This window comes from Aromatoleum buckelii (genome assembly GCF_012910785.2).
Lineage (GTDB): Bacteria > Pseudomonadota > Gammaproteobacteria > Burkholderiales > Rhodocyclaceae > Aromatoleum > Aromatoleum buckelii.
Genome location: NZ_WTVH02000009.1, coordinates 473881 through 495466 on the forward strand (window position 1 = coordinate 473881; position 21586 = coordinate 495466).

The 21586-nt window shown below is 61.0% G+C and carries 21 protein-coding genes and 1 tRNA gene; all 22 read left to right on the plus strand.

What is annotated here, in order from left to right:
• Nucleotides 1-192: 192 nt before the first annotated feature.
• The 22 genes from ftsH to nuoL all read left to right on the plus strand — a co-directional run bounded on the left by ftsH (nt 193) and on the right by nuoL (nt 21524).
• Nucleotides 193-2085 carry an ATP-dependent zinc metalloprotease FtsH gene (gene ftsH, locus GO608_RS08375; RefSeq protein WP_169197414.1) on the plus strand — a complete coding sequence of 631 codons (1893 nt, stop codon included), beginning with the start codon at nt 193-195 and terminating at the stop codon, nt 2083-2085.
• Between the two features lie 76 nt (nt 2086-2161).
• Complete coding sequence (gene folP, locus GO608_RS08380; RefSeq protein ID WP_169197413.1) at nt 2162-2995, plus strand: dihydropteroate synthase; 834 nt, start codon at nt 2162-2164, stop codon at nt 2993-2995.
• Nucleotides 2996-3064: 69 nt separating this feature from the next.
• Entirely contained in the window at nt 3065-4417 is a 1353-nt protein-coding gene (glmM, locus tag GO608_RS08385) for a phosphoglucosamine mutase (RefSeq protein WP_169197412.1), read from the plus strand.
• Between the two features lie 315 nt (nt 4418-4732).
• Nucleotides 4733-5725, plus strand: coding sequence for a PstS family phosphate ABC transporter substrate-binding protein (locus GO608_RS08390; RefSeq protein ID WP_169197523.1), 993 nt, complete (start codon nt 4733-4735; stop codon nt 5723-5725).
• Nucleotides 5726-5780: 55 nt separating this feature from the next.
• Complete coding sequence (gene pstC / locus GO608_RS08395) at nt 5781-6740, plus strand: phosphate ABC transporter permease subunit PstC (RefSeq protein ID WP_169197411.1); 960 nt, start codon at nt 5781-5783, stop codon at nt 6738-6740.
• A 10-nt stretch (nt 6741-6750) separates the two neighbouring features.
• On the plus strand, nt 6751-7674 hold the full coding sequence (gene pstA / locus GO608_RS08400; protein ID WP_169197522.1) for a phosphate ABC transporter permease PstA: 924 nt from the start codon (nt 6751-6753) through the stop codon (nt 7672-7674).
• Nucleotides 7675-7685: 11 nt separating this feature from the next.
• Nucleotides 7686-8555: a phosphate ABC transporter ATP-binding protein PstB gene (gene pstB, locus GO608_RS08405; protein ID WP_247003021.1), complete on the plus strand. Its 870-nt coding sequence runs from the start codon at nt 7686-7688 to the stop codon at nt 8553-8555.
• Nucleotides 8556-8679: 124 nt separating this feature from the next.
• Entirely contained in the window at nt 8680-9468 is a 789-nt protein-coding gene (gene tpiA, locus GO608_RS08410) for a triose-phosphate isomerase (RefSeq protein WP_169197410.1), read from the plus strand.
• Nucleotides 9465-9824 (plus strand): preprotein translocase subunit SecG, encoded by a 360-nt coding sequence (gene secG, locus GO608_RS08415; protein WP_169197409.1) that lies wholly within the window; start codon nt 9465-9467, stop codon nt 9822-9824. Before tpiA ends, secG begins: the two co-directional genes overlap by 4 nt.
• A 61-nt stretch (nt 9825-9885) precedes the next feature.
• A tRNA-Leu gene (locus GO608_RS08420) sits at nt 9886-9970 on the plus strand.
• Between the two features lie 90 nt (nt 9971-10060).
• Nucleotides 10061-10435 carry an NADH-quinone oxidoreductase subunit A gene (gene ndhC, locus GO608_RS08425; protein WP_169197408.1) on the plus strand — a complete coding sequence of 125 codons (375 nt, stop codon included), beginning with the start codon at nt 10061-10063 and terminating at the stop codon, nt 10433-10435.
• Nucleotides 10436-10438: 3 nt separating this feature from the next.
• Complete coding sequence (locus tag GO608_RS08430) at nt 10439-10915, plus strand: NuoB/complex I 20 kDa subunit family protein (RefSeq protein ID WP_011238548.1); 477 nt, start codon at nt 10439-10441, stop codon at nt 10913-10915.
• A gap of 14 nt (nt 10916-10929) precedes the next feature.
• Nucleotides 10930-11535, plus strand: coding sequence for an NADH-quinone oxidoreductase subunit C (locus GO608_RS08435; protein WP_169197407.1), 606 nt, complete (start codon nt 10930-10932; stop codon nt 11533-11535).
• Complete coding sequence (locus tag GO608_RS08440; protein ID WP_169197406.1) at nt 11528-12781, plus strand: NADH-quinone oxidoreductase subunit D; 1254 nt, start codon at nt 11528-11530, stop codon at nt 12779-12781. Before GO608_RS08435 ends, GO608_RS08440 begins: the two co-directional genes overlap by 8 nt.
• A gap of 51 nt (nt 12782-12832) precedes the next feature.
• A complete protein-coding gene (nuoE, locus tag GO608_RS08445; RefSeq protein WP_169197405.1) occupies nt 12833-13312 on the plus strand; it encodes an NADH-quinone oxidoreductase subunit NuoE in 480 nt (159 codons plus the stop codon).
• Entirely contained in the window at nt 13309-14622 is a 1314-nt protein-coding gene (nuoF, locus tag GO608_RS08450; RefSeq protein ID WP_169197404.1) for an NADH-quinone oxidoreductase subunit NuoF, read from the plus strand. The genes nuoE and nuoF overlap by 4 nt, the downstream gene beginning before the upstream one ends.
• Entirely contained in the window at nt 14622-16961 is a 2340-nt protein-coding gene (nuoG, locus tag GO608_RS08455) for an NADH-quinone oxidoreductase subunit NuoG (protein ID WP_169197403.1), read from the plus strand. Before nuoF ends, nuoG begins: the two co-directional genes overlap by 1 nt.
• Nucleotides 16961-18010 (plus strand): NADH-quinone oxidoreductase subunit NuoH, encoded by a 1050-nt coding sequence (gene nuoH / locus GO608_RS08460; RefSeq protein ID WP_169197402.1) that lies wholly within the window; start codon nt 16961-16963, stop codon nt 18008-18010. The genes nuoG and nuoH overlap by 1 nt, the downstream gene beginning before the upstream one ends.
• Before the next feature lie 10 nt (nt 18011-18020).
• Nucleotides 18021-18506 carry an NADH-quinone oxidoreductase subunit NuoI gene (gene nuoI / locus GO608_RS08465; RefSeq protein WP_053422276.1) on the plus strand — a complete coding sequence of 162 codons (486 nt, stop codon included), beginning with the start codon at nt 18021-18023 and terminating at the stop codon, nt 18504-18506.
• A gap of 32 nt (nt 18507-18538) precedes the next feature.
• Nucleotides 18539-19141: an NADH-quinone oxidoreductase subunit J gene (locus GO608_RS08470; RefSeq protein WP_169197401.1), complete on the plus strand. Its 603-nt coding sequence runs from the start codon at nt 18539-18541 to the stop codon at nt 19139-19141.
• Between the two features lie 43 nt (nt 19142-19184).
• Complete coding sequence (gene nuoK, locus GO608_RS08475) at nt 19185-19490, plus strand: NADH-quinone oxidoreductase subunit NuoK (RefSeq protein ID WP_011238557.1); 306 nt, start codon at nt 19185-19187, stop codon at nt 19488-19490.
• 12 nt (nt 19491-19502) lie between these two features.
• A complete protein-coding gene (gene nuoL, locus GO608_RS08480) occupies nt 19503-21524 on the plus strand; it encodes an NADH-quinone oxidoreductase subunit L (RefSeq protein WP_169197400.1) in 2022 nt (673 codons plus the stop codon).
• Nucleotides 21525-21586: the final 62 nt, after the last annotated feature.

Consider the following 21586-nt stretch of genomic DNA (forward strand, 5'->3'; position numbering starts at 1 on the left):
TGATGCCGGACGCGACAAACCTTTTCGCGGTCATATTGCAATTCAGGCCGGCGACCCCATATCGGAATCGTTGCGGCGCGCCAATCAGGGGATTGAAACAGCCCATCGGGCCTATTGGTTTACGCCGCGGAACGTTCGCCACTAGAATGAGTCCATCTGTCGCTGCCCCCGTTGGGCTCTCAAGGAAAGAAGTTGAATAATCTCTTCAAGAATCTCGCGATCTGGATGGTTATCGGCGTCGTGCTGATGACGGTATTCAACCAGTTCAATACGCGGCAGGTTTCGGCCAGTACAATGGAGTACTCCCAGTTTCTGGAGGAAGCCAGGGCCGGACGCATCGCGAAAGCGACAATCGACGGCCGTCTGGTGCGTGCGACGACGCAGGAAGGCCGGCAGATCACCGTGTATACGCCTGGCGTGCAGGACATCTGGATGGTGTCCGACCTGATTCGCGCCGGCGTCGCCGTGAACGCGTCGAAGCCCGAAGAAGAGCAGTCGTTCCTGATGAGCATCTTCGTTTCCTGGTTCCCGATGTTGCTGCTGATCGGAGTCTGGGTGTTCTTCATGCGCCAGATGCAGGGAGGCGGACGGGGCGGAGCGTTTTCGTTCGGCAAGTCGAAAGCCAGAATGCTCGATGAGAGCGCCAATTCGATCACTTTTGCGGATGTCGCAGGCTGCGACGAAGCGAAGGAGGAAGTGTCCGAACTCGTCGATTTCCTGCGCGACCCTTCCAAGTTCCAGAAACTCGGTGGACATATCCCGAAAGGCGTGCTGATGGTCGGTTCGCCGGGTACCGGCAAGACTTTGCTCGCGAAGGCGATCGCCGGCGAGGCGAAAGTGCCGTTCTTCTCGATTTCCGGCTCCGATTTCGTCGAGATGTTCGTCGGGGTCGGCGCGGCGCGCGTGCGTGACATGTTCGAGCAGGCGAAGAAACACGCGCCGTGCATCATCTTCATCGACGAGATCGATGCTGTCGGCCGTCAGCGTGGCGCAGGCATGGGTGGGGGCAACGATGAACGCGAGCAGACTCTGAACCAACTGCTCGTTGAGATGGATGGTTTCGAAGGGCAAACGGGCGTCATCGTGATCGCCGCGACGAACCGCCCTGACGTGCTCGATCCGGCGCTGCTGCGCCCGGGACGGTTCGACCGGCAGGTCGTCGTTCCGCTGCCCGACATTCGTGGCCGGGAGCAGATCCTCAAAGTCCATATGCGCAAGGTGCCGATCGCGCCTGACGTCGAACCTGTCGTCCTCGCCCGCGGCACGCCCGGATTTTCCGGCGCGGACCTCGCGAACCTCGTCAACGAAGCGGCGTTGTTCGCCGCGCGGGGCGGCAAGCGACTCGTCGATATGGAAGACTTCGAGCGCGCCAAGGACAAGATCATGATGGGGTCCGAGCGTCGTTCGATGGTGATGCCGGAAGAGGAGCGCCGCAATACGGCGTACCACGAATCCGGGCACGCGCTGGTCGCGAAGTTGCTCGACAAGACCGACCCGGTGCACAAGGTCACGATCATCCCGCGAGGTCGTGCGCTGGGGGTGACGATGCAGTTGCCGGAACAGGATCGTTACAGCCAGGACCGCGAACGGTTGCTGCAGACGATCGCCGTGCTGTTCGGTGGGCGGATCTGCGAAGAGATCTTCATGAACCAGATGACGACCGGGGCTTCGAACGACTTCCAGCGGGCCACTGACCTCGCCCGCCGGATGGTGACGCAGTGGGGCATGTCGGACAATCTCGGGCCGATGGTGTATGGCGAAGAAGAGGGAGAGATCTTTCTCGGACGCCAAGTGACGACACACCGGAACGTGTCCGAGGCCACGATGCAGAAAGTGGATGCCGAGATACGCCGCATAATCGATCAGCAGTACGCGCTGGCGCGGCGCCTGATCGAAGACAACCGCGACAAGATCGAGGCGATGACGCGTGCGCTGCTCGAATGGGAAACGCTGGATGCGGAACAACTGAACGACATCATGGCGGGACGTGCTCCGCGCGCACCAAAGCCGATCACACCGGCGCCGAGTCGCCCGAAGGACGACGCGCCGGGAGCCGAGCCTACGGCGCCTGCCCCGGCAGCGTAAATTCGCGCCCCGACAAGAAGTTCCACCTTTCCCTCGGGCCGGCATTTAGCCGGCCCGAGTTCATTTGAGGACTGATATGCAGGTTTTGAGATGCGGCCGATTCCGCCTGGAACTCGACCGTCCACACATCATGGCGATCGTCAATGTCACGCCCGACTCGTTTTCGGGCGACGGCCTCGGGCGGGATCTGGACACGGCGGTGCGACGGGCGCAGGCGGCAGTCGATGCGGGAGCGGATCTGCTCGATGTAGGGGGCGAATCGACACGTCCGGGGTCCGAGCCCGTCTCGGAGCAGGAGGAACTCGATCGCGTCATCCCGCTGGTCGAGCGCCTGGCCGACTGGGCGGTGCCGGTTTCGGTCGACACGTTCAAGCCAGCCGTGATGCGGGAATCGCTGCGGGCGGGGGCGAGCCTGATCAACGACATCAACGCGTTCCGCGCCCCGGGCGCGGTCGATGCCGTGCGGGACAGCGAAGCGGCACTGTGCGTGATGCACATGCAGGGCGAGCCCCGCGGCATGCAGTCCGATCCCCGCTACGATGATGTCGTTGCGGAGGTGATCGAGTTCCTGGACGACCGTGTTCGGGCGCTAGCGGACGAGGGCGTGGCCAGGGACCGGATCCTCCTCGACCCGGGGTTCGGATTCGGCAAAACCCTCGAGCACAACCTCGCGCTGTTCCGCGCCCTCGACCGCATCGTCGCGCAAGACTATCCGCTGCTGGTGGGAGTGTCGCGAAAGTCCATGATCGGGGCGATCACGGGCCGACCCGTGGGTGAGCGAGTGCATGGCAGCGTCGCCGCAGCGCTGCTCGCTGTCGGACGGGGGGCACGGATCGTGCGAGTCCATGACGTCGCCGCGACCCGTGATGCATTGAAAGTGTGGCAGGCGGTAACCGGCATCCCGACATAGCAGGAGCGCACGAAGTCTCCCCGTCGTTGATGCGATAATTCCTTTTTCGACGAATGTCACGGGGGAAAAATGGGGAGAAAGTATTTCGGCACCGATGGCGTGCGGGGGCGTGTCGGCGATTCGACGATCACGCCCGAATTTGTCATGCGTCTCGGTTATGCTGCCGGGGTAACACTGGTGGGGCGGGAGCAGTTGCCTGCCGGAGAGCGACCGGCGATTCTCATCGGCAAGGACACGCGTATTTCCGGCTACATGCTCGAGGCCGCCCTCGAAGCCGGGTTTGCAGCGGCGGGCGTCGATGTGATGCTTGCCGGCCCGGTGCCGACGCCCGCGGTGGCCTATCTCACCCGTGCCCTCCGTCTCCAGGCCGGAGTCGTGATCTCCGCCTCGCACAACCCGTACGACGATAACGGCATCAAGTTCTTTTCCGCGAACGGCACCAAGCTGCCGGACGCGCTCGAGGAGGAGATCGAGTTCCGGGTCGATCAGCCGATGGTCTGCGCCGAGGCGTCGCGCCTGGGCAAGGCGCGCCGGATTGTCGATGCGGCGGGGCGTTACGTCGAGTTCTGCAAGAGTGCGTTTCCGAACGAGTTCGACCTGCGGGGTTACCGCATCGTCCTGGACTGTGCCCACGGAGCGGCCTATCACATCGGACCCAGCGTTTTTCACGAACTGGGCGCGGAAGTGATCCCGCTGGGAGTCGAGCCCAACGGATTGAATATCAACGACCAAGTCGGCGCCACGCATCCGCAGACGCTGCGTTCGGCAGTACTGGCGAACAAGGCCGATTTCGGCATCGCTCTCGACGGCGACGGCGATCGTGTCGTCATGGTCGATGGAGACGGCGAACTTTACGATGGCGACAAGCTGCTGTACGTGATTGCAGCCTCACGGCAGGCTGAAGGGCGCCTCGAGGGCGTCGTCGGCACGCTGATGAGCAATCTCGGCCTCGAGCGCGCGATCGGCCGTCTCGGTCTTGCCTTCGCACGGGCCAAGGTCGGCGACCGCTACGTGCTTGAAACGATGCACGAACGGGGCTGGAAGCTCGGCGGGGAAAACTCCGGTCATATCATCTGCCTCGATCGTCATACCACGGGTGACGGCATCGTCTCCGCGCTCCAGGTTATCGCGGCGCTGATCAAGCGCCATTGCACGTTGGCGGCTGCCTGTGCGGACCTCGTCTTCTATCCGCAAAAACTCATCAACGTGCCGCTGGCCGCAGGATTCGACTGGCGGTCCGACAAGCGCATTGACCAAGCGCGCAGCGACGCCGAACTGGAACTGGGCGAGCAGGGCCGGGTGCTGCTGCGCCCTTCGGGAACCGAGCCGCTGCTCCGGGTCATGGTCGAAGGGAAGGACGGTGCGCAAGTCGAGAGACTGGCGCGACATATCGCCGACTGCATCCGGCACGCCAGCGCCTGACGGAGGCCGCCCAGCCTTTGGAGCCTTCGGCGACGAGGGCTTCGACGGTCTCGTTGTGGCCAATTCTTTTGGTTCCGGCAGCGAGTAGCCTGCCTGTAACACTCCCGAAATATTGCGTCCGTACACTTCGGGCGCCCGAACAGCATCGAGCCGAGTCGTTTTCTGAGACAGATATCGGCTTCGCGATGGATGCGGCGGCTCGGTGCTCGCCAGTGTCAAATTTCTGACACATTTGGCGAGGATGATTCGAGGCGCCTGAAGTCGCGGCAAGATCGCAGCGGCGCCGGGCATCGTTCATTTACCAGGAGATTCCGTATGTCGGGTTTCAAGCAGGTCGTCTTGGCGGCTGCTCTCGTCCTGTTCGGTTCGCATGCTGCCCACGCGCAGTCCATCGTGAAGGTGGATGGTTCCAGCACCGTGTTCCCGATCACGGAGGCCGTCGCCGAGGATATTCAGAAGGCCCGGAAAGGCTCGGTGAAGGTCACTGTCGGCATCTCGGGTACAGGCGGCGGTTTCAAGAAATTCTGCCGCGGCGAGATCGATGTTTCGGGCGCTTCACGTCCGATCCTGAAAAAGGAGATGGAAGCATGCGCGAGCGCCGGCATCAGGTATTACGAATTGCCGGTGGCCTTCGACGCGTTAACGGTCATCGTCCACCCGAAGAACGCCTTCGTCCAACAGCTGAGCGTCGAGCAACTGAAGAAAATGTGGGAGCCTGACGCGCAGGGCAAGGTCACCAGCTGGAAGCAGGTCGACTCGTCGTTCCCGGATGTCCCGCTGAAGCTTTTCGGCGCGGGCTCCGATTCCGGCACCTTCGATTATTTCACCGAGGCGGTCGTGGGCAAGGCAAAAGCTTCGCGCGGTGATTTCACGGCCTCAGAAGACGACAACGTCCTCGTTCAGGGGGTTTCACGCGACCAGAACGCGATCGGCTATCTGGGTTACGCCTACTATGCGGAGAACCAGGGCAAGTTGAGGGCTGTGCCGATCGTGAACAAGGAAGGCAAGGCGGTTTCGCCCGGCCCCGACTCGGTGATCAGCGGCGCCTACAATCCGCTGTCGCGGCCGATCTTCATTTATGTCAGCGAAAAGTCGCTGGAGAAGCCCGAAGTGCGCGATTTCGTGACTTATTACATGAAGAACGCGTCGGATCTTGCGACCGAAGTGAAATACGTTCCGCTGCCGCCGAAGGCGTATGAAACCGCGATGGAGAATATGAACAAGAAGAAGGTCGGCACCGTTTTTGGCGGAGAGGCGGAAGTCGGCGTCACGATCGAGGCGCTTCTGAGCCGCGAAGCAAAGCTTTGACGTCCGGGTGCGCGGGCGGCGCTCGCGCACCTTTTACCCTGTCAACGGGCCAAGAATGCAAGACGCAAACAGCATCGAATCGCTCGAAGGCGCATCCTTCGAGCCGCTGAAGGTCAGCGACCGGCTGGCCAGGAAGGCGCTGCGCCACACGAAAGAACGCGTCATCGAGGCTCTGCTTTTCGCCGCAGCCGGTGTCTCGGTGCTGACGACGGTGGGCATCGTGTGGGTGCTGGTCCGCGAGTCCTACCACTTCTTCACCGTCGTGCCAATCTGGTCCTTCCTGACCGACACGATGTGGACGCCGCTTTTCGCCGACGCGCATTACGGCATCCTGCCGCTGCTTGCCGGCACGCTTACGACTTCACTGGTCGCGCTCGTGGTCGCGATTCCGCTCGGGACGACGATCGCGATCTACCTCTCGGAGTTTGCACGACCCGCGGTGCGGGAAGCGGTGAAGCCGTTTCTAGAGCTCCTCGGCGGCATCCCGTCGATCGTCTATGGCTACTTCGCGCTGGTCGTCGTCATTCCGCTGTTGCAGCTGTTCATCCCGGGCTTGCCCGGGTTCAACATGCTCGGAGCCGGCATAGTGATGGGGATCGCGATCATTCCCTACGTCAGTTCGCTTGCGGAGGACGCGATGCGAGCCGTGCCGATGAGCATGCGCGAAGGGTCCTATGCGATGGGCGGCACGAAATTCCAGACTGCCGTCAGGGTCGTGATACCCGCGGCGCTTTCGGGCATTTTGTCGGCGTACATCCTCGGGGTTTCGCGCGCCGTCGGCGAGACCATGATCGTTGCGGTCGCTGCCGGGATGCAACCGAACTTCACGATGAATCCGACGGAGCCCGCACAAACGATTTCGGCGTACATCGTGCAGGTCGCACTCGGCGACCTGCCTCACGGCTCGATCGGCTACCAATCCATTTTCGCCGCAGGGCTGAGCCTCATGGTGATGACGCTGCTCCTCAATGTCGCCGGTCACTTCGTGCGGCGCCGCTATCGTGAAGCCTATTGAGAGGATGAGCATGATTCCCGCGGATCTCTCCGGCATTCAGCGCATCATCCGGCGCAACAAGCGCCGCGACCTGATTTTTGCGATCTTCGGTTTCGTTGCGCTGCTGATCGGCGTGCTGACCTTTCTCGCACTGTTCCTGCAGATGGCTTTCGCGGGATGGGAGCGCCTGACCCCGGACTTCTTCACCTCTTTCCCGTCACGGCGTGCCGGCCAGGCAGGGATCCTCTCCGCGTGGGTCGGCTCGGTGCTCGTGATGCTGGTGACGGCGGTGTCGGCGGTCCCGCTGGGCGTCGCTGCCGGGGTGTACCTCGAGGAATACGCGACGAGGAGTTGGGTCACCGATCTCATAGAAATCAACGTGACCAATCTCGCGGGTGTGCCTTCGATCGTCTACGGACTGCTCGCGCTCGGTGTCTTCGTCTACGCTTTCGGCTTCGGCCAGAGCATCCTGTCGGCGGGCCTGACGCTGGGCCTGCTGATCCTTCCCGTCGTCATCGTTGCCACGCGCGAGGCGATCCGCTCGATTCCGCAGCACATCCGGGAAGGTGCCTATGCGCTGGGCGCGACCCGTTGGCAGGTCACACGCGACCACATCGTGCCCTATTCGATGCCCGGCATCCTTACGGGGGTCATCATCGGCATGTCGCGTGCGATCGGTGAAACCGCACCGGTCATCACGATCGGCGCGCTGACCTTCATCGCCTTCCTGCCGGAGTCGCCGATCGGGCCGGAGTTTCCCTGGGTGAACTTCGAGTGGCTGAAATCGGGCTTCACCGTCATGCCGATCCAGATGTTCAACTGGACTTCCCGTCCCGAGGAGGCTTTCCAGCAGAATGCGGCCGCCGCCGGTTTCGTGCTGGTCCTCATGACCCTGGCCATGAACGCGATTTCCATCTGGATTCGTTATCATCTGCGCAAGGACATCAAATGGTAGGCCACATCGCAATGCGTTCAATTGATCGACCCGACGGGCAGGCAGCAAGGCCGACTCTCGGGAGTGTTGCCGGCGCATCGAGCGCACTCGCACGCGATGGCCGCTCCTTGCCCGACACGCCCCCCATCAAGGCCGCAGCGGAAAACTTCAGTTTTTTTTACGGCCAGTTCCAGGCCCTGAAATCCATCACGCTGCCCGTCTACGAGAAGCACGTCACTGCGCTCATCGGGCCATCCGGATGTGGCAAGTCCACGCTGCTGCGGGCCTGCAACCGGATGCACGATCTCTACCCGGGCAACAGGTACGAGGGCGCGATCCGGCTGCTGCCGGACAACACCAATCTGCTCGACCCTGCCGTCGATCCGATCGAAGTCCGGATGCGAATCGGCATGGTGTTCCAGAAACCGAACCCCTTCCCGAAATCGATCTATGAGAATGTCGCGTACGGACTGCGCATCCGGGGGGAAAAAAGCCGTTCCGTCCTCGACGATCGGGTGGAGGAGGCCCTCAAGGGCGCGGCGCTGTGGGCTGAAGTCGCACATCGCCTGAACGAACCTGCATTTGCGCTGTCCGGCGGGCAACAACAGCGACTGTGCATCGCGCGTTGTCTCGCGACGGATCCCGAAGTGCTGCTGTTCGACGAACCTACTTCGGCGCTCGACCCGATTGCCACCGCCAGCATCGAGGAACTCATCGACCAGCTGCGGCAGAAGGTCACGATTCTGATCGTCACGCACAACATGCAACAGGCGGCGCGGGTGTCGGACTTCACTGCATACATGTATCTCGGAGAACTGATCGAGTTCGGCGAGACCCGCCAAATGTTCGTGAATCCTGTTCGCCCCGAAACCGAGGACTACATCACGGGGCGCTTCGGCTAGTTATCGGGCGCACACTGTTTTTCTGCGCTCCCCGCTGGGCCCGGACGGGCGGGGGGTCAAGGGGGCGACTTTACCCCGTAGGGCCGGGCACGATAGAATGGCCAGATTTGGCGGATTCGAGTGGATGGAACGCAAGCTTGTCGTCGGCAACTGGAAGATGAACGGCGATCTGGTTGGCAATCAGGCGCTCTTCGAACAGCTTGTCGACCGCAGTCCCTCCAGCGTCGATACTGCCCTGTGTGTTCCGTTTCCTTATCTGGCGCAGGGTCAGCGAGCGTTGTCGGGGAGCGCGATGATGCTCGGCGCCCAGAATCTGAGCGAATTCGATGCCGGAGCGTATACGGGGGAAGTCAGCGGGCGGATGCTCTCGGACTTCGATTGCCGCTTCGTCATCGTCGGCCATTCGGAGCGGCGTACGTTGTTCCGGGAGGATGACCGGCTGGTTGCGCGAAAGGCACGTGCCGCGCTGGCGGCAGGTCTCGTGCCGATCGTGTGCGTCGGCGAGTCGCTTGCCGAACGGGACACAGGTCAGGCAGAAGATGTCCTGTTGCGCCAGCTCGAAGCATTGGCCGAGCTGCTCGACGGCGCGTCGCTGGCACGGCTTGTGATCGCGTACGAACCGGTGTGGGCGATCGGTACCGGACGGGCAGCCTCTCCCGAGCAGGTCCAGCTGATCCTGGCATTCGTGCGCGGCTGGTTGGCCCGTCGCGTGGGAAATTCTCGCGCGGTCAGGATCCTGTACGGCGGAAGCGTGAAGGCGGATACTGCCGCCGCATTGTTCAGTCTGCCGGATTCGGATGGTGGGCTGATTGGCGGCGCGTCGCTCGTTGCCGAGCAATTTCTTGAGATCTGCGAAGCTGCTGCCACAGCTGCGCAGGACGACGATGTGGGTGATTTCAAAGGTTCTCGATGAGTAACTATATTTTTTCAATCGTTCTGACGATTCACGTGCTGGTTGGCCTGTTCATTATCGGACTGGTGTTGATGCAGCACGGCAAGGGGGCGGATGCCGGTGCGGCATTCGGCGGCGGGGCTTCCGGCAGCGTGTTCGGATCGTCCGGTTCGGCGAATTTTCTCAGTCGGACGACAGGCATCCTTGCCACGGTCTTTTTCATAACCAGTTTGGGTCTCAGTTACCTGGCCAGCAACAAGCCGAGCCAGCCTTCGAGCGTGATGGAGGGCGCTTCGACCTTATCCACGCCCGCGACGGAGGCGAATCCTGCTGACGGCGGCGCGGAGGATTCGAAGGCGAAGGCGATTCCAAAATAAGTTCATTTTGGGTTTGCGCACTGCGGAAAAAGTCGTATAATTTTTTGGCTGTAACAACGTGGCCGACGTGGTGAAATTGGTAGACACGCCATCTTGAGGGGGTGGTGGCGAAAGCCGTGTGAGTTCGAGTCTCACCGTCGGCACCAGGTTTTGAAGATCGCCCGCTAATGCGGGCGTTTTCATGCCGTGCAACAGCGAAGTCAGAGCAAATCTAATATTCAAAACGGGGTGTTTCGATGCTGGAAAACTACTTTCCTGTCCTGATGTTCATCCTCGTTGGTCTGGGATTCGGTGTGGTTCCCGTGATTCTCGGGCGTGTTCTCGCTCCTTATCGGCCGGACGGCGAGAAGCTGTCGCCTTATGAGTGCGGCTTCGAGGCGTTCGAAGACGCTCGCATGAAATTCGATGTGCGCTATTACCTCATAGCCATTCTTTTCATTCTCTTCGATCTCGAAATTGCCTTTCTGTTTCCGTGGGCGACTGTTTTTCAGGAATTCATTGCAGCCGGCGAAATTGCCTGGTTTGTATTTGGTTCGGTAATGGTTTTTCTTGCCGTGCTGGTTATCGGCTATGTCGTCGAGTGGAAGAACGGTGCACTCGACTGGGAGTGATGCATGAGCATTGAGGGCGTTTTTCGCGAGGGATTTGTTACCACCTCGCTCGATGCGGTGATCAACTGGACTCGCACGGGTTCTCTGTGGCCAATGACCTTCGGCCTGGCCTGCTGTGCAGTCGAAATGATCCACGCGGGTTGCGCGCGATACGATCTTGACCGCTTTGGCGTGGTTTTCCGTCCCAGTCCGCGGCAGTCGGATCTCATGATCGTGGCGGGTACGCTTTGCAACAAGATGGCGCCGGCATTGCGCAAGGTTTATGACCAGATGGCCGAGCCTCGCTGGGTGATCTCGATGGGCTCCTGTGCCAATGGCGGTGGCTATTATCACTACTCGTATTCGGTCGTGAGGGGGTGTGATCGCATCGTGCCGGTCGATGTCTACGTGCCCGGCTGCCCTCCGACTGCAGAAGCGTTGCTGTACGGCATCATTCAGTTGCAGAACAAGATCAAGCGCACTAACACCATTGCGCGGTGACAGGTGGCCCATTTATGAGTTCGAAGCTGGAACGTCTGAGCAGTTCGCTGCAAAACATCCTGGGTGCGAAGGTGCGGTCGGTGGTTGTTGATCGTGGGGAGGTTACGCTTGAAGTCGCAGCGGCTGATTACCTCGCCGCGGCGCAAATGCTGCGGGACCATCGTGATCTGCGGTTCGAGGAACTGATCGATCTCACCGGTCTGGATTATTCGGCTTACGGAAACGGAGCCTGGACGGGGAAGCGGTTCGCCGTTGCCGTACATCTGCTTTCGATCACGCACAACTGGCGCATTCGGTTGCGTGCATTCGCCGATGATGATGCCTTTCCGGTGTTCGAGTCGCTGGTTGGAGTGTGGGCGGGTGTCAACTGGTACGAGCGCGAGGCCTTCGATCTCTACGGCATCATGTTTGCCGGTCATCCGGATCTGCGCCGAATCCTGACGGATTACGGATTCGTGGGTCATCCGTTCCGCAAGGATTTTCCTGTTTCCGGCTACGTCGAGATGCGTTACGACCCCGAGCAGGGAAGGGTGGTGTACCAGCCCGTGACCATCGAGCCGCGTGAGAACACCCCGCGCATCGTGCGCGAAGAGAACTACGGGGATGTCGGCAATGGCTGAGATTCGCAATTACACAATCAACTTCGGCCCGCAGCATCCTTCGGCCCACGGCGTGCTTCGCCTGGTGCTCGAGCTCGACGGCGAAGTCGTCGTGCGTGCCGATCCGCATATCGGCCTGCTCCATCGCGGAACGGAGAAGCTCGCGGAAACGCGCACCTGGGTGCAATCGGTTCCTTATATGGACCGGCTCGACTATGTGTCGATGATGTGCAACGAGCACGCCTACTGCATGGCGATCGAGCGCCTGCTCGGGCTCGAAGTGCCGATTCGTGCCCAATACATCCGGGTCATGTTCGACGAGATCACGCGGATTCTGAATCATCTCCTCGGCATCGGCACGCACGCGCTCGATATCGGTGCGATGACGATGGTGCTGTATACGTTCCGCGAGCGTGAAGATTTGATGGATGCCTACGAGGCGGTTTCGGGCGCGCGCATGCATGCCGCGTATTACCGTCCCGGCGGCGTCTATCGCGATCTGCCGGATCGCATGCCGCAATATGCGGTTAACAAGTTCAAGAATGCGAATACCGTTCGGGAACTGAACGAGAACCGCCAGGGCTCATTGCTCGATTTCCTGGAGGATTTCACCCAACGGTTCGGCGGCTACTGCGACGACTACGAGACGCTCCTCACCGACAACCGGATCTGGAAACAGCGCACGGTGGGTATCGGTGTGGTCACGCCCGAGCAGGCCAAGGCCTGGGGATTCACCGGGCCGATGCTGCGGGGTTCCGGCGTCGCGTGGGACCTGCGCAAAAAGCAGCCTTACGAAGTGTACGATCGCGTGGACTTCGACATTCCGATCGGGAAGAACGGCGATTGTTACGACCGTTATTTGTGCCGCATGGAAGAGATGCGCCAGTCGAACCGGATCGTCAAGCAGTGTATCGACTGGTTGCGCAAGAACCCGGGACCGGTCATCGCGGACAATTACAAGGTTGCGCCGCCGCCGCGCGAAAGGATGAAGGGCAACATGGAGGAGCTCATCCACCATTTCAAGCTCTTCACCGAAGGCATGCATGTCCCGAGCGGCGAGGTGTACGCCGCAATTGAACACCCGAAGGGTGAATTCGGCGTCTATGCCGTCTCGGACGGCGCGAACAAGCCTTACCGTCTGAAACTCAGGGCGCCGGGGTTCGCGCATCTCGCGGCGATGGACGAAATCGCCCGTGGCCACATGATCGCCGACGTAGTCGCGATCATCGGCACGATGGATGTGGTGTTCGGCGAAATCGACCGCTGAACGAACTGGCATGACAAACGTCGGCAGGCAATCCGGGAAGACGAACACGAAATGCTGAGTCAGGAATCGCTACAACAGATCGATCGCGAAATCGCGAAATATCCGCCCGATCAGAAACAGTCGGCGGTAATGTCGGCGTTGCGTATCGCCCAGATTGAAATGGGCTGGCTGGCGAAAGAGACGATCGAATTTGTCGCCGGCTATCTCGACATGCCGGCAATCGCCGCTTACGAGGTGGCGAGCTTCTACAACATGTACGATCTTCAGCCGGTGGGACGCCACAAGATCACGGTGTGCACCAACCTCCCGTGCGCCTTGTCGGGGGGCGTGCATGCAGCCGATTATGTAAAGCAGAAGCTCGGGATCGATTTCAACGAGACCACCCCGGACGGCAAATTCACGCTCAAGGAGGGTGAATGCATGGGGGCCTGTGGCGACGCTCCGGTGCTGCTGGTGAATAATCACCACATGTGCAGCTGGATGACGACGGAAAAGATCGATCAACTGCTGGCCGATCTGGAAAACAAATGAGCGCACGCGGACTTATTCTCGCCGGCGTCGACGGCGACCGTACCTGGCGGTTACAGGACTATATCGGGCGCGGAGGTTATTCCGCTCTGAAAAAGATCATTGCGGAAAAGATTCCGGCCGAAACGATCATAGCCGAATTGAAGGCTTCTTCGCTGCGCGGGCGCGGCGGTGCGGGTTTCCCCACCGGGCTCAAGTGGAGCTTCATGCCGCGCTCATTCCCGGGAGCGAAATATCTCGCCTGCAATTCCGACGAGGGCGAGCCGGGCACTTTCAAGGACCGCGATATTCTTCGCTACAACCCTCACAGCGTCATCGAGGGGATGACGATCGCGGCCTATGCGATGGGTTGCGAGCGGGGCTACAACTACATCCACGGCGAGATTTTCGAAATCTACGAGCGCTTCGAGGAGGCGCTCGCCGAAGCGCGTGAAGCGGGCCTGCTCGGGCAGAAAATCCTGGGTTCGGATTTTTCGTTCGAACTGTTCGCACACCACGGCTACGGCGCTTACATCTGCGGTGAAGAGACGGCGCTGCTCGAGTCGATCGAGGGCAAGAAAGGCCAGCCGCGCTTCAAGCCGCCGTTTCCCGCAAGCTATGGCCTTTACGGCAAGCCCACGACGATCAACAACACCGAAACATTCGCGTCGGTGCCGTTCATCGTCAATATGGGCGGCGAGAATTTTCTCAACCTCGGGAAGCCGAACAACGGCGGCACGAAGCTGTTCTCGATCTCGGGGCACGTCAATCGTCCGGGGAATTACGAGATCGGGATGGGCACGCCCTTCGCCGAGTTGCTCGAAATGGCGGGCGGAATGCGCGGCGGGCGCAAGCTCAAAGCGGTCATTCCCGGGGGGTCTTCGTCCCCCGTGCTGCCTGCAACCGTGATGATGGACTGCACGATGGACTATGACTCCATCGCCAAGGCGGGCTCGATGCTCGGTTCGGGCGCGGTGATCGTCATGGACGAGACCACGTGCATGGTGAAGGCGCTCGAGCGCCTGTCGTATTTCTACTTCGAGGAATCCTGCGGGCAGTGCACCCCGTGCCGCGAGGGAACCGGTTGGCTTTATCGGGTGGTTCATCGGATCGAGAACGGGCTGGGACGTCGCGACGATCTCGATCTGCTCAACTCGGTGACCGGCAACATCATGGGACGCACCATTTGCGCCCTCGGTGATGCCGCGTCGATGCCGGTGCAGAGCTTCATCAAGCACTTCGGCTCCGAGTTCGAGTACCACATCGAAAACAAGAAATGTCTAGTGCCGCCCGAGGTCCAGCACCAGGGCAGCCAAATCTACGTGAGTCCGTGATGCTAGAGATCGAAATCGACGGCAAGCAGGTATCGGTCGAGGATGGCAGCACCGTGATGGATGCCGCGACCAAGATCGGTGCATACATTCCGCACTTCTGTTATCACAAGAAACTGTCCATCGCGGCAAATTGCCGCATGTGCCTCGTTCAGGTCGAAAAGGCGCCGAAGCCGCTGCCCGCGTGCGCGACTCCGGTCACTAACGGCATGAAGGTGTGGACGCGGTCGGACCAGGCGATCAAGGCGCAAAAGGGGGTGATGGAGTTTTTGCTCATCAACCACCCGCTCGATTGCCCGATCTGCGATCAGGGCGGCGAGTGCCAGTTGCAGGATCTCGCAGTCGGTTACGGCGCGAGCCAGTCCCGCTACGAGGAAGAAAAGCGCGTCGTGTTCAACAAGAACCTCGGCCCGCTCGTCGCGACCGACATGACGCGTTGCATCAACTGCACACGCTGCGTGCGATTCACGACCGAAATTGCAGGCATGATGGAACTCGGCCAGGCATTTCGCGGCGAGCATGCGGAAATCATGCCGTTCATCGAAAAGACGCTGGATTCCGAACTGTCGGGCAACATCATCGATCTTTGCCCCGTCGGTGCGCTGACGTCGAAGCCTTTCCGTTTCGCGGCGCGGACGTGGGAGCTTTCCCGGCGCAAATCGATCAGCCCGCACGATTCGCTCGGCTCGAACCTCGTCGTTCAGGTCAAGCACGACATCGTCAAGCGCGTGCTGCCGCTCGAGAACGAGGCAATCAACGAGTGCTGGCTGTCCGACAAGGACCGTTTTTCGTACGAAGGCCTGAACAGCGAGGATCGCCTGACGGTCCCGATGATCAAGCGCGATGGCGAGTGGAAAGAGGTCGACTGGCAGGCGGCGCTCGAATTTGTCGCGAACGGCCTGCTCGCGACGGCGAAAGAAAACGGGCCGGCGACGATCGGCGCCCTGGCATCGCCCCATTCGACGCTCGAAGAACTGCACCTGCTGCAGAAGCTTGCGCGCACGCTCGGTACCGATAACATCGACTTCCGGTTACGCCAGTGGGATTTCCGCGCGGACGGTCACCGGACCGGGGCCCCATGGCTCGGGATGGCGATCTCCGAGGTCCCGGAGCTGAATCGGCTGCTCATCATCGGCAGCTTCTTCCGCAAGGATGCGCCGCTGCTGGCGCAGCGCGTGCGCCAGGCGGCCAAGCGTGGACTGCACGTGAATGCCATTCACGCTGCGAGCGACGACTGGCTGTTGCCGCTCAAGAACCGGGCGTTGGTTGCCGCGTCGGCAATGGTCGGGATGTTGCTGCAGGTTGCGGGAGCGCTGGCGGCTGAAAAAGGCCTGTCGGTCACGGACGAAATCGCTCCCCGCGTGCCCGCCGAGATCTCGGATGAAGCGCGTGCGATCGCGCAGAGCCTCTCCTCGGGCGCTCGCGTCGCGGTGTGGTTGGGCAATTTTGCGGAACAGTCCGAATTCGCCGCCGAACTGCAGGTCGTTGCGCAGGAAATCGCCCGGTTGAGCGGCGGGTCGCTGGGCTTCATCGGCGAAGCGGCGAACAGCGTCGGCGGATATCTCGCGAAGGCGGCCCCGATCGTCGGCGGGTTCAACGCCCGGCAGATGGTCGAGCAGCCGCTGAAATCCTATCTGCTGCTCAATGCCGAGCCCGATCTCGATTTTGCGAATCCTGTCGCGACAATGGCGGCGCTGCGCGGCGCGCGGCTGGTCGTGGCGCTGTCGGCGTTTACGTCGCCTGCGCTGCGCTCCTGTGCCACCGTGCTGCTGCCGATTGCTCCCTTCAGCGAAACGTCCGGCACGTTCGTCAATTGCGAGGGCAGGGCGCAGAACTTCAATGCCGTCGCGCGTCCGCGCGGCGAGGCTCGACCTGGCTGGAAAGTGCTTCGCGTTCTCGGCAACCTGCTCGAACTGGAAGGATTCGATCAGAACGATTCCGAGGCGGTCGCAGCGGAAGTGCTGTCCGCGGACGTCGCCGAGCGCCTCGGGAACGATGTGTCGGGCGTCGAGCTTTCGGCGCGCCCTGCTGTTGCAGGTGGGCTGGAGCGCGTAAGCGACGTGCCGATCTATTTTGCCGATCCGCTGGTGCGCCGGTCGCCGCCGCTGCAGAAGACGCGGGATGCCGCCGCACCGTCCGTTCGGGTGAGCTCGGCAACGTTGGCGCGCCTGGGATTCGAGGCAGGGGCGCGTGTTCGCGTGAAGCAGGGCGGGGCCGCCGTTGAACTTGCTATCGTCGTCGATGAAAACGTCGCCGACAAGTGCGTTCGCATCGCGGCCGCTCACCCTGCGACCGTGGCCCTCGGCCCGATGTGCGGCGAAATCAGCCTGGAGCGTGTCTGATGGAAGCTTTGCTCGAACCCGTGGTGCAGTTGTTCGGGCCTGCGTGGCCCGCCGTATGGACCCTCACGAAGATCGTTGCGATCATCGCGCCGCTGATGCTTTGCGTAGCGTATCTGACGCTGGCGGAGCGCAAGGTCATCGGCTACATGCAGGTGCGGATCGGGCCGAACCGGGTCGGTCCGAAGGGACTGTTGCAGCCGATTGCCGACGGGATGAAACTCCTTTTCAAGGAAATCATCGTCCCGTCCGGCGCCAGCAAGGGGCTGTTCATCCTCGGTCCGATCCTGGCGATCGCGCCCTCGCTGGCAGCCTGGGCGGTCGTGCCGTTCGGCGACGGAATGGTGCTTGCGGATGTCAACGCGGGGCTGCTGTTCCTGCTGGCAATCACGTCGGTCGAAGTGTATGGCGTCATCATCGCGGGGTGGGCGTCGAACTCGAAATATCCGTTCCTCGGTTCCATGCGTGCCGCGGCGCAGATGGTGTCGTACGAAGTAGCGATGGGATTCGCGCTGATTTGCGTGCTGCTGATATCGGCGAGCCTCAACCTCACCGACATCGTTCGATCGCAGGGACAGGGTCAATTCCACGACATGGGGTTGTCCTTCCTGTCGTGGAACTGGATCCCGCTGTTTCCGATGTTCATCGTGTTCCTGATTTCGGGCATTGCGGAAACCAACCGCGCGCCGTTCGACGTCGTCGAAGGCGAGTCCGAAGTCGTGGCCGGTCACATGGTCGAGTATTCCGGCATGGCGTTCGCGCTGTTCTTCCTCGCCGAATACGCGAACATGATCCTGGTCTCGATCCTGACGTCGGTGCTGTTTGTCGGCGGCTGGCTGTCCCCGGTCAGCTTCCTGCCTGACGGGTTCTTCTGGCTGGCGTTGAAAACGGCATTTTTCCTGTTCGTGTTCCTGTGGGCGCGAGCAACGTTCCCGCGTTTCCGCTACGACCACATCATGCGGCTGGGCTGGAAGGTATTCATTCCCATCACCCTGGTGTGGGTGATCGTGGTGGCAGTGTGGATGATGTCTCCGCTGTCGATCTGGAAATGAGAGGCTGAAGATGGGTGCGAAGGATTACATCGGTAGCCTGTTCCTCACGGAACTGATCAAGGGCATGGCGCTGACCGGGCGCCACCTGTTTGCGCGCAAGATCACGGTGCAGTTCCCGGAGGAGAAGACGCCGGCGAGCCCGCGGTTTCGCGGACTGCACGCGCTGCGTCGCTATCCGAACGGAGAGGAGCGGTGCATCGCCTGCAAGCTTTGTGAAGCGATCTGCCCGGCGCTGGCGATCACGATCGAATCCGAGCAGCGGGACGATGGGTCGCGGCGTACCAGTCGCTATGACATCGACCTCACCAAGTGCATCTTTTGCGGTTTCTGCGAGGAAGCGTGCCCGGTCGACGCAGTGGTTGAAACCCGGGTGTTCGAGTATCACGGTGAAAAACGCGGCGATCTCTACTACACGAAGCAGATGCTGCTTGCCGTGGGCGATCGTTATGAAGCGCAGATCGCTGCCGATCGCGAAGCCGACGCCAAGTATCGCTAAGGGAGGGCGCTGACGGGCGCCACGAAAAGAAAATGGATTTCAAGACTTTCGTCTTCTACGTTCTCGCCGCGATCATGGTTTTCGCCGCGCTGCGGGTGATCACTGCGCGAAACCCGGTCCACGCGGCCTTGTTCCTGGTGCTGTCATTCTTCTCGGCGGGCGGGATCTGGCTGTTGCTGGCGGCGGAGTTTCTCGCGATCGTCCTCGTCATGGTGTACGTGGGTGCAGTCATGGTGCTGTTCCTGTTCGTCGTCATGATGCTGGACATCAACCTCGACCGTCTGCGACAGGGATTCTGGAGCTATCTGCCGGTCGGCGCGCTGATCGGCGTGCTGCTGGTGGTCGAAATGGCGCTGGTGCTCGGCGGGCGGTACTTCGGACTGGAAGCGATGCCCGAGCCGCCCGCGGCGCAGGCGGGGTATAGCAACACGCGCGAGTTGGGGCGGCTGCTCTATACCGATTACGTGTATCCGTTCGAACTCGCTTCGCTGTTGCTGCTCGTGGCGATGATCGTCGCGGTGACCCTGACGCTGCGCAAGCGCAAGGGCGTGCGCTATCTCAATCCGTCCGAACAGATTTCGATCAAGCGTGGCGATCGCGTCGAACTGATTTCGATGTCCGCCGAGAAAGAATAAGAACTGCTGCCGCTGTTAGGCCGATGCAATCAGGGAGTCATTGATGCTTTCGCTTTCCCACTATCTCGTTCTGGGCGCGATCCTGTTCGCGATCAGCGTGGTCGGGATTTTCCTCAACCGGAAGAACCTGATCGTCCTGCTGATGGCTATCGAGTTGATGTTGCTCGCGGTCAATCTGAACTTCATTGCCTTTTCGCATTATCTCGGCGATTTGGCAGGGCAGATTTTTGTTTTCTTCATTCTCACCGTGGCAGCAGCAGAATCGGCAATCGGTCTTGCGATTCTGGTGGTGTTGTTCCGCAATCTGCGGACGATCCATGTGGATGATCTCGACAGCCTCAAGGGTTAAGGAAGCGGCTCGATGACGGACATGCAAAAGCTTTATCTCCTGGTACCGCTGGCACCGCTGGCCGGCGCACTTCTCGCCGGTCTGTTCGGCAAGCTGATCGGACGCGCGGGCGCGCACATCGTCACGATCCTCGGGGTCGCAGTCGCGCTCGCGGCATCGGTGGTGATCTATCAGGACGTGCAGACCGGGAACACGTTCAACGGCACCGTGTACACGTGGATGACGACCGGAAACCTGACCCTCGAGGTCGGTTTCCTGATCGACTCGCTGACCGTGATGATGATGCTCGTCGTGAGCTTCGTGTCGCTGATGGTGCATATCTACACGATTGGCTACATGCACGACGACCCGGGCTACCAGCGGTTCTTCAGCTATATCTCGCTGTTCACGTTCTCGATGCTGATGCTGGTGATGTCGAACAACTTCCTCCAGTTGTTCTTCGGCTGGGAAGCTGTGGGTCTCGTCTCGTATCTGCTCATCGGCTTCTGGTATGAGCGCCCGACGGCGATCTACGCCAACCTCAAGGCGTTCCTGGTCAACCGCGTCGGCGACTTCGGCTTTCTGCTCGGCATCGGCCTGATCGCCGCCTACGCCGGAAGCCTCGATTACGCCGAAGTGTTCGCGAAGGCGGGTGAACTCGCGGCGCAGGACATGGCCGTCACGGGCTGGCCGCTGATCACCGCGATCTGCATCTGCCTGTTCATCGGTGCGATGGGCAAGTCCGCACAGGTTCCGCTGCATGTCTGGCTTCCCGATTCGATGGAAGGCCCGACCCCGATTTCCGCGCTGATTCATGCGGCGACGATGGTGACGGCCGGCATTTTCATGGTCGCGCGCATGTCGCCGCTGTTCGAGCTGTCGGACGTCGCGCTGTCGTTCGTGCTCGTGATCGGCGCGACCACCGCGCTCTTCATGGGTTTTCTCGGCATCGTCCAGAACGATATCAAGCGCGTCGTCGCGTACTCGACGCTCTCGCAGCTCGGCTACATGACCGTCGCCCTGGGTGTCTCGGCATATTCGGCTGCAGTGTTCCACCTGATGACGCACGCGTTCTTCAAGGCGCTGCTGTTCCTCGGCGCCGGTTCGGTCATCATCGGTATGCATCACGACCAGGACATGCGCAACATGGGCGGGCTGTGGAAGTACATGCCTGTGACCTGGTTCACGTCGCTGCTCGGGTCGCTCGCGCTGATCGGCTTTCCGTTCTTCGCGGGTTTCTACTCGAAGGACTCGATCATCGAGGCAGTGCATGCTTCGACGATTCCCGGTGCCGGCTACGCGCTGTTCTGCGTGCTGTTCGGTGTCTTCATCACCGCGTTTTATTCCTTCCGCATGTATTTCCTTGTTTTCCACGGCAAGGAGCGGTTCGGCGCGAACCACGGTCATCACGATCACCACGGCGACCACGAGGACGAGGAACCGAGCGCGGATCACCACCACGGTCTCGCGCCGGGCCAGAAGCCGCACGAGTCACCTTGGGTCGTCACGCTGCCGCTGGTGCTGCTCGCGATTCCGTCGGTCGTGATCGGGTTCTTCACGATCGAGCCGATGCTGTTCGGAGAATGGTTCAAGGGCGTGATTCACGTCGGCGCCAACCACGTCGGTCTGTCCGAAATGGCCGAAAACTTCCACGGGCCGGTGGCCATGGCGATCCACGGGCTCCAGACCGCGCCGTTCTGGCTCGCGATGGGCGGGGTCGGGCTCGCGTGGTTCTTCTATATGGTGCGGCCAGACATTCCGGCAGCGATACAGCGCACTTTCCGGCCGCTGCATGCACTGCTCGAGAACAAGTACTTCTTCGATCGTTTCAACGAAATCGTTTTTGCCGGCGGCTCGCGTCAGCTCGGCAAGGGATTGTGGAAGGGCGGCGACCAGGGGTTGATCGACGGAATTGCGGTGAACGGGACCGCCAGGCTGGTCGGGTGGGTCGCACAGATCAGCCGGCTGTTCCAGACCGGGCACCTTTACCAGTACGCGTTCGCAATGATCATCGGGGTCTTCATCCTGCTCACCTTCTGGTTCAACCTCGGTTGAACGGGCCGGAACAGTGAATAACGATAAACGCGCGTCGGTCGTCGACGCACTTGACGGAAAGT

What these genes read in the sequence shown, in the direction of transcription:
- folP (WP_169197413.1), top strand. Translation starts at nt 2,162, where the DNA reads ATGCAGGTTTTGAGATGCGGCCGATTCCGCCTGGAACTCGACCGTCCA.
- glmM (WP_169197412.1), top strand. Translation starts at nt 3,065, where the DNA reads ATGGGGAGAAAGTATTTCGGCACCGATGGCGTGCGGGGGCGTGTCGGC.
- GO608_RS08390 (WP_169197523.1), top strand. Translation starts at nt 4,733, where the DNA reads ATGTCGGGTTTCAAGCAGGTCGTCTTGGCGGCTGCTCTCGTCCTGTTC.
- pstC (WP_169197411.1), top strand. Translation starts at nt 5,781, where the DNA reads ATGCAAGACGCAAACAGCATCGAATCGCTCGAAGGCGCATCCTTCGAG.
- pstA (WP_169197522.1), top strand. Translation starts at nt 6,751, where the DNA reads ATGATTCCCGCGGATCTCTCCGGCATTCAGCGCATCATCCGGCGCAAC.
- pstB (WP_247003021.1), top strand. Translation starts at nt 7,686, where the DNA reads ATGCGTTCAATTGATCGACCCGACGGGCAGGCAGCAAGGCCGACTCTC.
- tpiA (WP_169197410.1), top strand. Translation starts at nt 8,680, where the DNA reads ATGGAACGCAAGCTTGTCGTCGGCAACTGGAAGATGAACGGCGATCTG.
- secG (WP_169197409.1), top strand. Translation starts at nt 9,465, where the DNA reads ATGAGTAACTATATTTTTTCAATCGTTCTGACGATTCACGTGCTGGTT.
- ndhC (WP_169197408.1), top strand. Translation starts at nt 10,061, where the DNA reads ATGCTGGAAAACTACTTTCCTGTCCTGATGTTCATCCTCGTTGGTCTG.
- GO608_RS08430 (WP_011238548.1), top strand. Translation starts at nt 10,439, where the DNA reads ATGAGCATTGAGGGCGTTTTTCGCGAGGGATTTGTTACCACCTCGCTC.
- GO608_RS08435 (WP_169197407.1), top strand. Translation starts at nt 10,930, where the DNA reads ATGAGTTCGAAGCTGGAACGTCTGAGCAGTTCGCTGCAAAACATCCTG.
- GO608_RS08440 (WP_169197406.1), top strand. Translation starts at nt 11,528, where the DNA reads ATGGCTGAGATTCGCAATTACACAATCAACTTCGGCCCGCAGCATCCT.
- nuoE (WP_169197405.1), top strand. Translation starts at nt 12,833, where the DNA reads ATGCTGAGTCAGGAATCGCTACAACAGATCGATCGCGAAATCGCGAAA.
- nuoF (WP_169197404.1), top strand. Translation starts at nt 13,309, where the DNA reads ATGAGCGCACGCGGACTTATTCTCGCCGGCGTCGACGGCGACCGTACC.
- nuoG (WP_169197403.1), top strand. Translation starts at nt 14,622, where the DNA reads ATGCTAGAGATCGAAATCGACGGCAAGCAGGTATCGGTCGAGGATGGC.
- nuoH (WP_169197402.1), top strand. Translation starts at nt 16,961, where the DNA reads ATGGAAGCTTTGCTCGAACCCGTGGTGCAGTTGTTCGGGCCTGCGTGG.
- nuoI (WP_053422276.1), top strand. Translation starts at nt 18,021, where the DNA reads ATGGGTGCGAAGGATTACATCGGTAGCCTGTTCCTCACGGAACTGATC.
- GO608_RS08470 (WP_169197401.1), top strand. Translation starts at nt 18,539, where the DNA reads ATGGATTTCAAGACTTTCGTCTTCTACGTTCTCGCCGCGATCATGGTT.
- nuoK (WP_011238557.1), top strand. Translation starts at nt 19,185, where the DNA reads ATGCTTTCGCTTTCCCACTATCTCGTTCTGGGCGCGATCCTGTTCGCG.
- nuoL (WP_169197400.1), top strand. Translation starts at nt 19,503, where the DNA reads ATGACGGACATGCAAAAGCTTTATCTCCTGGTACCGCTGGCACCGCTG.